The following is a 13,500-nucleotide window of genomic DNA, read 5'->3' as shown; positions in this document are numbered from 1 at the left end:
TTACCTTAAGTATAGCATAAATACTGACAATCTTGCAACTTTATTAAAAATTTAACGCTCAATACTAACACTTAAATCCTGATATTCCTTAGAATAGAAGTTAGTTCCAATTTCTGTATTAATGTCCAAAGATAAGGCAAGGGTCTGCTCTTTTATATATTCAAACCACGTATTTATTGCTTCCTTAATTTTCTCATCTTCTGTTTTGATTATTACTCTGATTCTATCTGATATATGAAAATCAGCTTGTTTCCTAGTTTCCTGAATGAGCCTCACGACATCTCTCGCTAGCCCTTCTAGAATCAATTCATCATTTAAAGTAGTGTTTAGGATAACAACCCCTTTGTTGTTATCAAATACAGAGGAGAATTCACTGTTTGCTTTTAATAATAGTTCATATTCGCCTTTTTTTATAGTATAGTTCTCTGTTTCGTCTCCCAGAAATATCTGTTCATTTCCAACTTGCCTCCATTTTCCCTCTTTGACGTATTGAACTAATTTCTTGATCTTGCCTGGAACTCTCTTTCCAAGCACAGGGAAGTTGAGTTTTAACTCTAGTGATGCAACTTCTTTCAACTTATCCACTATTTCTAATTCTTTTACATTTACCTCATCTTTTATCATCTCTTGATATTCACCTTCAAGAAAACCACAGGAAGACTGATGATAAATCCTCATACTGCCAAGTGGCTGTCTGATACGTATGTTAAAAGTGTTTCTAATAGAGAGTGCAGAGTTACATATCTCTCTCACTAGATCCATTTTGGCAATGAGCTGACTATCAAACTTCTCTAATTGTGGAAAATTAGCCAAATGAACAGATGTTTCTTCATACTTAAGCCCTTGCCATATATTCTCTGTTATAAGTGGCAACAAAGGAGCTGCAGCTCTTAGTATGTAATAAAAAACCGTATATAGAACATTATAAGCATCAGTTTTATCCTGATCCAAATCACCTTTCCAAAAACGCTCGCGACTGCGACGAATATACCAATTATTTAGCACTTCAAAAAAGTTCATTAAAATTTTGCAAGCCTCTTGGGAGTTATAGTTGTTCATAGAAGCTTGGATACCTTCTACAGCTTCAAAACACTTGGAAATCATGTAACGATCAATAGTGCTTCTATAGTCCTTACACACTTCAGCTTTAATTCCATCTGCATTTGCATACATAGTAAAAAAGTGATAACTATTCCAAATAGGTTTTATTACATTTTTTAGAACATCTCGTATTGAGTTTCCTTCTTTATCGAGTAGCAAATTACCACCACAAACAATAGATCCAGAAAGCATAAGAAAACGCAGTGCATCAGAACCGTATCTATCAAAAACCTCCATTGGATCTGCATAGTTATTCAAACTTTTGGACAATTTTTGCCCTTTTACATCCAAAACAACACCGTGGCATATGCAGTTCTTAAATGGTTCCCTATCAAACAAAGCAGTGGACAATACAAAGAGCGTATAAAACCACCCCCTGGTTTGCGCTATGTATTCAGTGATAAAATCCGCAGATTCAAACCACTCCTTATTTTCAAACGGATAGTGGATTTGCGCAAATGGCATCGAGCCAGATTCAAACCAGCAGTCAAACACGTCAGGTACACGGCGCATAACTGATTTTCCTGTTGGATCATCAGGATTTGGTCTTGTTAAAGTATCGATAAATGGTCTGTGCAAGTCGTCTATTTTAACATTAAAATCTCTCTCCAGTTCTTCTATTGAACCATATACATCTACTCTTGGATATCTCGCATCGTCTGATTTCCATACAGGGATTGGTGTACCCCAGAATCGATTGCGTGAAATTGACCAGTCGTGTGCCCCTTCAAGCCATTTTCCAAATTGACCATCTCTAATGTGGTTTGGTATCCAATTAACTCTCTTATTTAGCTCTACCATTCTGCTTTTGAATTTTGTAACAGCAACATACCAAGAAGGCATAGTGCGATAGATCAAAGGAGTGTCAGTTCTCCAGCAGTGTGGATAATTGTGAATATATTGTTCAGTTTTAAACCAATTCCCTTGCTCTTTTAATTTTTTTATTACTGTATCATTGGTATCAAAAACATGAACCCCTGCCAAATCTGAAATTTCAGCAGTAAATTTTCCACTGTTATCAATTGGACAAATAACTGGAATATCATGGCTTTGGCAAAGGTAAAAATCTTCCTCACCAAATCCAGGAGCAGTATGCACAACGCCAGTACCATCTTCTTCCGTCACATAATCAGCAATAAAAACGCGAAATGCATTTTTTGTGTCTTTAAAATAGTCAAACAGTGGTTTGTAAGAAAGACCTGCAAGATCATTCGCTTTAAGTTTTATATTGCAGTTTTCATATGGAATATTGTTTTGTTCAGAGTGGCTGATAAATTTCTCTAAGTAGCTTTCAGCAAAAATGTATATTTCACCATTCATTGAACTTCCTTCACTACTCCCTGTCATCCCAGTGCCCAGACACTGGGATCCAGAAATAGATTCCAGCGTCACGCGCTGGAATGACATCAAAGGGTGGACTGACACTGCACAATACTTAATATCTTTTCCTATTGCTAAAGCCAAGTTGCTCGGCAACGTCCAAGGAGTTGTAGTCCAAGCAAGTAATTTACACTTTCGTTTAACACTTTTAAATTGCTGTGGGTTTTCTAAAAGCTCAAATGCAACAGTTACAGCTTTGCTAACTTTTTCTCTATACGCGTTATCAAGCCTTGTTTCGAAATTAGATAATGGAGTTTCGCATGCCCAGCTATATGGTACAACGCGCACTGATTCATACACCAGACCCTTATCATAAAGCTGCTTGAATGCCCACATGACCGACTCCATGAATGATTTATCCATAGTCTTATAGTCATTGTGAAAGTCTACCCACCTTGCTTGCCTATTTACATACTTCTCCCACTCTGATGAAAATTTCATCACAGAAGTACGGCAATGATCGTTAAATTTATCTATACCAAACTTCTCTATCTCAGTTCTACCAGATATTCCAAGTTCTTTTTCTGCACCCATCTCAGCCGGCAATCCATGGCAATCCCAGCCAAATCTACGTTCAACCCTTTTTTGAAGCATAGTTTGATATCTTGCAAATGCGTCTTTGATGAAACCAGTGAGTAAATGTCCATAATGCGGAAGTCCATTTGCAAACGGAGGCCCATCGTAAAAGACAAAACAATTATCCTTGGAACGTTCTTCAACTGACCGCTCAAAAACTTTGTTTTCCTGCCAAAATTTTATGATTTCCTTTTCTAACGATAAAAAATCAGGACTACTTACTGTATCAGGATAATGCTTTGACTTCATGTTCGCTATGTAAAACTAAAGAATATAGGGCTTTCTGAAAAATTACAAATTCAAAAATATTTCCGTAGCTCACACCCCAACAAACTATTCTGCCGAGCTTCCAATACCTTTTTTTAAGTTTTATAGCATTTCTCATAATAGTCCGAACAGGTCATAGGAAGGCAGAATCAACAGCACGACGAAAGGATTCGAATAGAGGAATGTTTTTCCTGGCTCTGTTTTTTATAGCAAACCAATGATGCTCAATTTTGTTGAAATCTGGAGAATAAGGCGGCAGATACAAAATTTCTGCACCAACCCCTTTAGCAAGCTCGATAATCTTATCAGACTTATGAAAAGTAGCATTGTCAAGAATGACAGTCTGTCCAGGTTCCAAGATCGGTGTCAAAAATTGCTCAAACCATCCATTAAAAACATCCATATTACAGTGGCCTTCAAAGGTTAACGGAACAACTATCTTTCTTCCACTTAAGGCTGCAACCATACTGATTCGTTGAGTTTTCTTTCCAGATTTTAAGGCATAAAACCGCTGTCCTTTCTGGCAATATCCGTAGGGGTAGTCTTCGGTGTTATCAATGCCAGACTCATCTATATACACTAAGTTTTTAGGTTCTTTTGTCGCTATAATTTTCAAAAATTCAGCACGTTTTTCTTCGTTTCTTTCCTTGTATCCATATGTCTTTTTTTGCGCGTAAATCCAATTTTTTTAAGGGCTCGATAGATCGTTTGGATACTAACGTTGTTCCAAAGTTTAGCCATTTCCGATAGAGTCTTTCCTCCGTGTTCTCTGGCAAATTTGGCAAAGGTATCCCAGTCGGTAATTTTGTGATTGTAACCCCCATTTCCAAGTTTTTTTGATTGAAAGTCTCCTGTTTCTTTTCTTCTTTGCTGCCACTCCCATAAAGTAGTTCTTCCAATCTTAAATCTTGCTGCCACTGTTTCTCTGCTTTCTCCTTCGTCTAGCGCTTCCATTGCTTTTTTTCTTAAATCATAACTATATGCTGCTGGCATTCAACCTCCTTATCATCATCTACCCTTATCCTATCACATCCGGACTTTTATGGAAAGAGCTATACTTGCAGTTTTTATTGTTTTACTTAACATTAACCCAAGCTTTAGGGGTATTTTATGGATCAGAAGACAGATAAGTTTCCACAATTTTTAAAAATGTTGTGCTTTGTTGAAATGTGGGAACGTTTCTCTTACTATGGAATGAGGGCACTTTTGGTCCTATTTTTGACTTCTCACTTAGGTTTCACTGATGAGAGGGCCTTTACTATTTACTCATTATTTGCTGCAACAGGTTATGCTATACCAATACTTGGAGGTTTTTTAGCTGATAAGTTGATGGGATTCCGCAACATGGTGTTGCTTGGAGGGATAGTGATGATAGCAGGTCATGCTTGCATGTCATTGGTTAAGTTTGAACCAGGTTTATTATATTTAGGTTTATCTCTAATAGCCATAGGTACTGGTATGTTTAAAGGGAACGTAACTAACTTACTTAGTTCATGCTATGGCAAAGACGATCCTGAACGTAGCAGAGGCTTTACTTTATTTTACGTAGGTGTGAATATTGGAGCAATATTGGCTTCTATTTCATGTGGTTATGTAGCCCACTTGTTTGGCTGGCACTACGGCTTTGGTTTAGCTGGTATTGGGATGTCTATAGGGCTAATCTTTTTTCTCAAATTTCAGAATCTTTTAGGAGATAGCGGCCTTTCTCCTTATCCAGAGCTTATGAATAAGCGCATATTAGGGATTAAAATTTTTGGTATAGTATTGATAGGAAGCTTTCTGTCATCATCAATAATTGCTAAAATGCTTATACATAGTGAATTTTTTACTAATATGCTCATATTTATTGGAATAACAGCTCTGGGCATATTTATCTATATAATATCTAAATTATCAGCAGAACAAAGACGAAAATTAGTGGCATTATCTATTCTTGTGGTATTTTTCTTGTGTTTTTTTGCTTTAGAAATGCAGCTTGGCTCTTTGGTTAACTTATTCACCGAAAGAAACGTTATTAACAATGTATTAGGTATAACAATCCCAGCTTCAGTTTCTCAAGCCATAAATCCTTTGTCAATTATAATATTTGGCTTTCTTTTTGGAACATACATGAAGTTTAAGCAAAAATATGCAACTTCCATGTTTACCCTTGGCCTTCTGACAATGGCTATGTGTTTTTTCACACTGTACATAGGATGTTTAAACTCTAACATTGAAGGTAAAGTAGAATACTTATATTTAATAATTGCTATCTCCTTTATGGGACTGGGAGAATTATGTATTGCTCCATTAGTCCAAGAACAAGCAACTACACTAGCCCCCAAAAACCTTAGAGGAGTAGTGATGGGTATAGTAATGCTGTCATTAGCGTTTTCTAACCTAGCCGGAGTTGCAATATCAAAATTTATGTCAGTTCCTTCAGTAAATGGTAAAATAAATTATTTAGAATCTTTAGAAATATATAAAGAGGGTTTTTTAAAGGTGGGAATATTTAATTTAATGCTCGTTATTGTATTTTTATTCTTCTTCAATTTTATACATAAAGTTGTTACTAACTCATCTTGTACAAAAAATTGATATAGGTAAGCTCAAATTTGTAGGTTTAAGGTACCCGTTCAGCAGAGGTAGCAATTAAACTTTGTAACTTTTGAAAAAGATTATGATTGCATTTTTTCAATACTCTTTGCTTAAGATTTATATTTAACGCTGCTTAAAATCAGTGAAATGCACACCCCAGCAAACTACTCTGCCGAGCTTCCAACACTTTCACATTTACTATTTTGTCCCTGTATTTATCTTCAGAATCATCAATGCACACTGATTGCATATATGGGCTTTTACCAATAATTTGGTTTTGGTGTTTACCTTTTTTATCGCTAAATAGAACAGGTATAGTTTTACCTACCATACTCTGGTTAAACTCAAGTTGTTGCTTACTAATTAATTTCTGTAAACGAAGAAGGCGCTCTGTTTTAACCTCTTCTGGTACTTGATCTTTTCTTTCCGCTCCCGGTGTGCCTGGTCTTGGGCTGTATTTAAAACTATAAGCCTGAGCATATCTAACTTTTTCTACTAATTTCATAGTTTCTTCAAAATCTTTTTCGGTTTCTCCAGGAAAACCAACAATAAAATCAGAAGAAAATTCGATTTCAGGTTTCAATTTGCGAAATCTGTCTATTATTTCCAAATACTCCTCTGCAGTGTGTTTCCTGTTCATCGCGTGCAATATTTTATTCGAACCAGACTGCACAGGCAGGTGAACAAACGGCATGAGCTTTGGCTCTTCCGCATGTGCCAAGTAGAGAGATTCATGCATATCTCTTGGATGAGAAGTTGTATAACGAATCCTCTCTAGCTTTTCAATTTTAGCAATATGACTAATTAATTTTCCTAAATCCCACACTTCCCCTTCGCACTCCCCATGGTAAGCATTGACGTTCTGACCAAGCAAATTGATCTCATTTGCCCCATTTGCAACTAATTTCAATGCTTCACGAAATATTTCATTCACTGGCCGTGAATACTCAGCTCCACGAGTATAGGGCACTACACAAAACGTACAAAATTTATCACAACCCTCTTGTATGGCAAGAAACGCAGAAGACCCCTGGCTATTGCCATAGCATTCATCTGGCAATTTATCAAACTTTGCAACTTCAGGAAAATCAGTGTTTATTACATGACCTTTACTTCTGCTTGCTTTGACTATCAGCTCCGGTAAGGTAGCGATACTCTGCGGACCAACAACAATATCAACAAAAGGAGCCCTTCTGAACACTTCTTCTCCCTCTGCTTGCGCTACACACCCAGCCACCACTATAGTCATTTCTTTTCGTAACGAATGAATCTTCCCAAGCTCTGAGTAAAGTTTTTCTGCTGCCTTCTCTCTAATGTGACAAGTATTCAGTATCACTAAATCGGCTTTCCCTGCATCACTAACAACGTTGAACCCCAAAGGTTTAATTACATTTTCCATTAAAACGGAGTCATAAACGTTCATCTGACAGCCGTAAGTTTTAATATATAGGCCTTTCATATTTGGTATGTCTTTTTCAAAATTTCTTCACCCTACACGTAAATGTCTAACAGACCAGCGCGTGACGCTAGTGAACTTGCTAGCACAATAGATTTTGACAAAATTATACGAAAAACTGGATCCCAGTGTCAAGCACTGGGATGACAAGTTCTCGGCAACCCCTACGTCATACCATCACGGTATCTCTAGATCCCGCTAACAAGTAGCGGGATGACGGTTGTCAGGGTGTCATGAAAGTAGCTAACACTGGCTTCCATCCAAGAGGGCAGTGCCCTCTTCTTGTCATCCCAGTGCTTGACACTGGGATGGCTTTGTTGCATCGCTACTTATGAAAGGCTAACTATAGTTAGGATTATAAGCAACCTATTGAAAATCTTGTTTTTTTGCAATCAATCTGATCAAATTTAAGAATAGTAATTTATTATTTATATTAATAAATTTAATTCTATTGAAAATAGCTAAAGCATTGAAATTCTTGAATTTTAGCCGGATTAGTGAGTGGTAGTGAAATTTCTTTTACTCAAATTTAGGTATTCACTGACCGTTCTTGTTATAAATACCAGAATAATAAGCTACTGATATTCTCTACCTTTTTTATCTTTATCCATCATAGCTAGCGATGCAACAAAGCCCACTGGGATCCAGGAAAAAGAATGGTGTCATGCAAGTAGCTAACACTGGGATGGCTTTGTTGCATAGCAACTGAAAAAATCTGGTGGCTACTGACAAAATTCATTATAAAATAGCCATTTAACCTTGAAAGAAAAAATATGCCACAAAAAATGAGGGTCAGTAACCATAGCGAATATAACAAATTTCTAGAAAAAAGAGGAAATATTTTTCATTATATCAACGAAGCCATAGAAAAGTGGTACGAGAATGGTCCAAAAATACCAGGTGGCAACAATATTTATAGCGATAAAGTTGTAATTTTGGTGCACATAATAACTTGTTTATTTAGAATAGGCCTGAGGCAAACAGTTGGGTTTATAGCAGGATACCTTGAGCAAATTGGGAAAAATTTGCAAGTTATCAGCTATTCACAATCATCAAGAAGGTTTAAGAAACTCAATATTAAGATCAATGATTGCAGAAAATAATATGGAAGATATCGAAATTGCTATAGACAGTACAGGAATTAGTATATACAACAACACTCCTGGTCATAGCAAAGAAAATAGCGAAGATAGAAAGTATCGCAGCTATGAACAGACAAGAAAATTGCATGTAATGTTGAATACAAACAGCAAAAAAGCCATAGCTGTAAAATACAGTAACGGCTGATCACTATGGAGCTTGTGATTTGCTAAAAGAAGTCGATTTTCAGTATGTCATAAAAGTACTATATGCAGATAGGGCATATGACAGAGAAAAGCTCTATAAGCTGTGTAATCAATATGGTATAAAAACGAAAATTCCTCCGAAAAACAACGCAGCAGAGCATCCAAAGTTAGACTATATGGCTGAGAGAAATGCTGCAATTAGACTAATAAAATCATGCAGCGAAGATGGAATGAAGAGGTGGAAAAGGCAAACAAACTACGGAAAAAGATCTTATATAGAAAGTTTTTTCTCGCGACTGAAACAAACATTCGGGTTTAGTTTTAGGAATAAATCTGAGACAAATAGAGAGAAGGAACTACTTGTTAAATGCTATTTGCTCAATAAGTTCACTGATATTGGTATGGCTAAATTTGAGATAGCTTCATAAATTTATTGTGCGTTACCTACTATCCGAAGAGCGATGCAACAAAGCCCACTGGGATCCAGGAAAAAGAACGGTGTCATCCGAGTAGCTTGACACTGGCATCCAGGAAACTTAATTGCAAGTAATGCATTGAGTTTGGTAAGTATGGGTTTTGCGTTATAGAATGAAGCACTTTTGGTGAATTTGTAAAGAAAGCTGGATCCCAGTGTCAAGCACTGGGATGACAAGAAAGGGAGCACTGGAATTTTTATTTCAGTATTGTACATTAGCCATGCATCTGAACAGATACAAGCTTTCTGCTTTTTTTGGGTAAGGTCAGTCAAAAAGGTTTTACAACAACCATAATAACTATAACTATTATCAATACTGTAACTGCTTCATTTAAAACGCGAAAATAAATATGTGACTTCTTATTCGAACCCATTGCAAAATTTTTCCTATATTTTGCAAGTAGCATATGAATAATTAACATCAAAAGTATTGCAAATGCTTTTACATGAAACCATCCTTCACGATATGCTTCCCTAATAACCATTAGTGTAATTCCAAGACCAAGTGAGAAAAGCATTGCAGGGTTTATGATATATCTAAGTAGCCTCTTTTCCATTGTTTGAAGCAAGCTATCATTTTCCGATCCCGGTTTTACAGTTGCATGGTAGACATAAAGCCTGGGTAAATAAAGCATACCTGCCATCCACATGATAACAGAGATAACGTGAAAAGCCTCAAGCCAGTGGTAATAGTTCATTAGCAAAAATTTAAAATTCCTGGTATTGTGTTAGTTTAATGAAAAAGAAATCGATATGAAAGCAGAAAATTTCACTAAAGAACAGATAATTGGATTCTACAGGAAAATGCTACTCATACGCAGATTTGAGGAAAAAGCAGGACAATTATATGGGATGGGATTAATAGGCGGGTTCTGTCACCTATCAATAGGACAAGAAGCAGTTGCAGTTGGAACTCAAGCTGCATCAAAATTAGGTGACGCTTTTATCACAAGTTATAGAGACCATGGTTTAATGCTCGCATGTGATTCTGATCCAAATGTTGTAATGGCAGAACTCACCGGCAAAGAAACGGGATGTTCAAAAGGTAAAGGTGGTTCGATGCACGTATTTAACGTTGAAAAAAAATTTTTCGGCGGACATGGAATAGTGGGAGCACAAGTTCCAATTGGCACAGGAATAGCATTTGCTAATAAATACAAGAAAAAAGATACCGTGGTATTCACGTATTTTGGTGACGGTGCTGCAAATCAAGGACAAGTATATGAATCATTTAATATGGCAGCTTTGTGGAAGTTGCCTGTGGTTTACATCATAGAAAATAACGAATACGCAATGGGAACTTCTGTGCAAAGATCAACTTTAGTAACTGAGCTGTACAAAAGAGGAGAAAACTTTGGTATTCCTGGAAAACAAGTTGATGGAATGGATTTTTTCTCTGTTTATGCGGCTACAAGCGAAGCAGCGGAACACACACGCAGCGGAAAAGGGCCTATCCTGCTTGAAATGAAGACATATCGATATCGCGGTCACTCAATGTCAGACCCTGCTACTTATCGCTTAAAAGAAGAAGTTGAAGATATGAAGCAAAATCATGACCCTATAAGCACTTTAAAGAAATACATGACAGATAATAAAATGGCTTCAGAAGAAGAGTGCAAAGTAATTGATAAGGAAATACGTGATTTAGTAAAAAAGTCGGAAGATTTTGCCAAAAATAGTAAAGAACCAAGCGTTGATGAGCTGTATACTGATGTTTATAAATTTGTTAGCTAATTTTTTTATCCAGAACTGTACAAACATTGTATAGTAAACGATGTCATCCAAATAGCTCCTTCTCCCGTCATCCAAGTGCCCTCCTTTTTTTGTCATCCCAGTGCTCTGACTACTTGGATCCAGCTGAGTTGGTGAGTATAAAAGTATAGCTAACGCAAGCTCTACGTCATGCCGCCGCGAACCGTCATACCGCGATTCATTCGCGGTATCTCTAGATCCCGCTAACAAGCAGCGGGATGACGGTTGTCAGGCTAGCTGTCATCTCAGTAGTCTCCTTCTCCTGTCATCCGAGTAGCTGACACTGGTTCCTTTATGACGGCAGTAGCCCCTTCGGTGTCATTCCAGTGCTTGACACTGGAATGACACCAATAATTGACATTTCACTAGATATTCATTATAAATAATGGAATGCTACAAAGTATAAAAACCATATTAATAGAAGACGATAACGTTAGGCTGGATAGGTACATCAGAAGAATCTTTCCTGATCTAAAGCAATCTGTAATTGAAAAATCTTTAAGGAAAGGATTAATCAAAGTTGATGATTGCAAAGCAAAGTCCAGTGATAGAGTAAATTCTGGGCAAACTATAACGCTGAAGCACTTGCATTATATTGAAAACGCTAATTCTGATCGCAAATATAATGAAAAGTTAGTGAATCTACTAAGAGAGAACATATTATATGAAGACGAATATATACTAGCTATAAACAAACCCGCAGGGGTCATCGTTCAAGGTGGCGTAAAAGTAAAGATTAGCATGAGTGATTTGCTTGACCAAATAAGAGAGGGAGAAACATTTAAAATTGTCCATAGGCTAGATAGAGATACGAGTGGAGTGATAATATTCGCACGCAACGCTAATGTTGCCAGATACCTTATGGAAGAATTTAAAGGACGAAGAGTAAAAAAAACTTATTTAGCATTAACTTCTGGCATACCGAGCAAGGATAGTGGAACAATAGACTATCCATTGGTGAAAAAATATGTTTCAGGTCAAGAAAAAGTGGTCGTTGATGAAAATTCACCTCAGAATGCCACTACGCATTTTTCAATTATAGCAAAATCCAAACACAATGTTGCTTATTTAAAATTACAACCAATTACCGGCAGAACCCATCAGTTACGTGCACATTTAGCTCATATAAATTGCCCTATTCTTGGTGACGGTAAATATGGTGGTAAAAAAGCTTTTATTGATGGGATAGCAAATAAAATTCACCTTCATTCGCATTCTTTATCTTTAAAACTGCCAAACAATAAAGAAATCACTATCACCGCTCCTATCACTAAACACATCGAAAAATCCATTGAAGCGCTATTTTTCGACTGAAACGATTTCACCAATCAACTTTTCTGTCTTTGGCTTTAATTTGAAGCACAGATATTAGGCTAATTAATGCGCAGGCAGTAAGATAAATGCCTGCTGCAAGTTTTGTTTCGGTTTTTTCTATAAGCCACATGCATATGTATGGAGAAAGGCCACCAAAAATTCCTGCAGATATATTATTTGCTAAGCTTACGCCAGTGCATCTTACTTTTGTTGGAAACAGTTCACAAATAACAGAACCATATATTCCAAAAGATGCACCTACTGGTATAGTAATCAATAAGTAAGTTATGATTACGACATAGTGGTTAACGGAAGATAATAATGGTAATACACATGTACCAATCAGAGATAGCATAATCAGTACAGGAATCATTACGCGTTTTCTTCCAACTTTATCAGATAAAATTGCAAAAAGTACCGCAGATGCTGCAAATACAACCTGTATTACTATCCTCATTAAATCTTTAACACTAATAGATAAAATAACTAGCTCTTTTATTGATATATTATAAAACATTATTGCTGCGTAGACAATTGCATTCTGAGCAATTCCCAGATTGATTGAAATAATAAGCGGTCTTTTATAGTTTCTTACTAGTTCTAACAATGGTGAATGTGCTAAATTATTAGCGTACTTATTAGTTTTATATGCTAAGCTTTCTTTTAATATGTACCTAGTTAAAAAACCTATTGTCCCCAAAAAAAAGCAAAAATAAAAAAGCAACTTCCATCCCCATATTTCATAGTTCTCACCTGTAACTCTTTTGCAGATAAATATCATTGTTATGCATAAGAGCGTTCCAAGGGCTCCGCTAAAGGGCTTCATACTTCCTAAGAAACCTAGATTTTTTTTATCTTTTGAATGCTCTATCGTAAATGCTGTATTAATGCTTGTTTCACCTCCTGCAGTTATTCCTTGCACTATTCTACAAAACACAAGCAATACAGGTGAAAGCAACCCTATTTCTTTATACCCAGGTATAATTCCCATAATTGTGGATGATATTGAAATTAATATTACTGAAGTAAGTAAAGTCTTTCTTCTGCCATACTTATCTCCCATATAACCAAAAATTACTGCACCAATTGGTCTAAACGCAAAACCAATTGCAAAAACACCAAGGAATTTGAGTGTACTCAAATAATGATCTTCTGATGGGAAAAAAACGTTGATGATTGTATCTGTTAATACTCCAAAAAGAGTGAGTTCATACCACACAATCATGTTACAGATCATGCCCGATAGTATTGCTTTTTGGATATTATTCATGGTCTTTCAATTTAACATAACCTAATATATCATTAACCGGTGCTCC

General features: G+C 36.4%; 8 protein-coding genes and 1 pseudogene. 4 read left to right on the top strand and 5 right to left on the bottom strand.

Annotated features, from left to right (window positions below; all coding sequences use genetic code 11):
* Window positions 1-51 precede the first annotated feature (51 nt).
* Window positions 52-3,306 (bottom strand): class I tRNA ligase family protein, encoded by a 3,255-nt coding sequence (locus ACQH2Q_RS01625; RefSeq protein ID WP_425383535.1) that lies wholly within the window; start codon window positions 3,304-3,306, stop codon window positions 52-54.
* A gap of 151 nt (window positions 3,307-3,457) precedes the next feature.
* A protein-coding gene (locus ACQH2Q_RS01620; RefSeq protein WP_264705388.1) for an IS630 family transposase occupies window positions 3,458-4,317 on the bottom strand; the annotation gives its coding sequence in 2 pieces (ribosomal slippage) (window positions 3,458-3,993 and window positions 3,993-4,317; 861 coding nt in all).
* Between the two features lie 117 nt (window positions 4,318-4,434).
* On the opposite strand from ACQH2Q_RS01620, the gene ACQH2Q_RS01615 reads away from it, so the two are divergent.
* Window positions 4,435-5,901 carry a peptide MFS transporter gene (locus ACQH2Q_RS01615; RefSeq protein ID WP_007548626.1) on the top strand — a complete coding sequence of 489 codons (1,467 nt, stop codon included), beginning with the start codon at window positions 4,435-4,437 and terminating at the stop codon, window positions 5,899-5,901.
* A 139-nt stretch (window positions 5,902-6,040) separates the two neighbouring features.
* On the opposite strand, the gene miaB is transcribed toward ACQH2Q_RS01615, so the two are convergent.
* Window positions 6,041-7,360 (bottom strand): tRNA (N6-isopentenyl adenosine(37)-C2)-methylthiotransferase MiaB, encoded by a 1,320-nt coding sequence (gene miaB, locus ACQH2Q_RS01610; RefSeq protein WP_010962578.1) that lies wholly within the window; start codon window positions 7,358-7,360, stop codon window positions 6,041-6,043.
* Window positions 7,361-8,130: 770 nt separating this feature from the next.
* Between miaB and ACQH2Q_RS01605 the strand changes: the two are divergent.
* Window positions 8,131-9,071 (top strand): annotated as a pseudogene (locus ACQH2Q_RS01605) (IS5 family transposase).
* A gap of 316 nt (window positions 9,072-9,387) precedes the next feature.
* Here the strand turns inward: ACQH2Q_RS01605 and hemJ are convergent.
* Complete coding sequence (gene hemJ / locus ACQH2Q_RS01600) at window positions 9,388-9,816, bottom strand: protoporphyrinogen oxidase HemJ (RefSeq protein ID WP_010082641.1); 429 nt, start codon at window positions 9,814-9,816, stop codon at window positions 9,388-9,390.
* Between the two features lie 55 nt (window positions 9,817-9,871).
* Between hemJ and pdhA the strand changes: the two genes are divergently transcribed.
* Window positions 9,872-10,852 (top strand): pyruvate dehydrogenase (acetyl-transferring) E1 component subunit alpha, encoded by a 981-nt coding sequence (gene pdhA / locus ACQH2Q_RS01595; protein ID WP_425383534.1) that lies wholly within the window; start codon window positions 9,872-9,874, stop codon window positions 10,850-10,852.
* Between the two features lie 408 nt (window positions 10,853-11,260).
* Complete coding sequence (locus tag ACQH2Q_RS01590; protein WP_155968382.1) at window positions 11,261-12,184, top strand: RluA family pseudouridine synthase; 924 nt, start codon at window positions 11,261-11,263, stop codon at window positions 12,182-12,184.
* A 7-nt stretch (window positions 12,185-12,191) separates the two neighbouring features.
* On the opposite strand, the gene ACQH2Q_RS01585 is transcribed toward ACQH2Q_RS01590, so the two are convergent.
* The gene (locus tag ACQH2Q_RS01585) at window positions 12,192-13,454 is read right to left on the bottom strand and encodes an MFS transporter (protein ID WP_006280528.1); all 1,263 of its coding nucleotides are present in this window, start codon (window positions 13,452-13,454) and stop codon (window positions 12,192-12,194) included.
* Window positions 13,455-13,500 lie beyond the last annotated feature (46 nt).

Source organism: Wolbachia endosymbiont (group A) of Melieria omissa (assembly GCF_964031125.1).
GTDB classification, from domain to species: Bacteria; Pseudomonadota; Alphaproteobacteria; order Rickettsiales; family Anaplasmataceae; genus Wolbachia; species Wolbachia pipientis.
The sequence above is the reverse complement of the archived record's forward strand: the minus strand, read 5'-3'. Positions and strand labels throughout refer to the sequence as shown.

What these genes read in the sequence shown, in the direction of transcription:
- ACQH2Q_RS01585 (WP_006280528.1), bottom strand. Translation starts at nt 13,454, where the DNA reads ATGAATAATATCCAAAAAGCAATACTATCGGGCATGATCTGTAACATG.
- ACQH2Q_RS01625 (WP_425383535.1), bottom strand. Translation starts at nt 3,306, where the DNA reads ATGAAGTCAAAGCATTATCCTGATACAGTAAGTAGTCCTGATTTTTTA.
- ACQH2Q_RS01590 (WP_155968382.1), top strand. Translation starts at nt 11,261, where the DNA reads ATGCTACAAAGTATAAAAACCATATTAATAGAAGACGATAACGTTAGG.
- hemJ (WP_010082641.1), bottom strand. Translation starts at nt 9,816, where the DNA reads ATGAACTATTACCACTGGCTTGAGGCTTTTCACGTTATCTCTGTTATC.
- pdhA (WP_425383534.1), top strand. Translation starts at nt 9,872, where the DNA reads ATGAAAGCAGAAAATTTCACTAAAGAACAGATAATTGGATTCTACAGG.
- miaB (WP_010962578.1), bottom strand. Translation starts at nt 7,360, where the DNA reads ATGAAAGGCCTATATATTAAAACTTACGGCTGTCAGATGAACGTTTAT.
- ACQH2Q_RS01615 (WP_007548626.1), top strand. Translation starts at nt 4,435, where the DNA reads ATGGATCAGAAGACAGATAAGTTTCCACAATTTTTAAAAATGTTGTGC.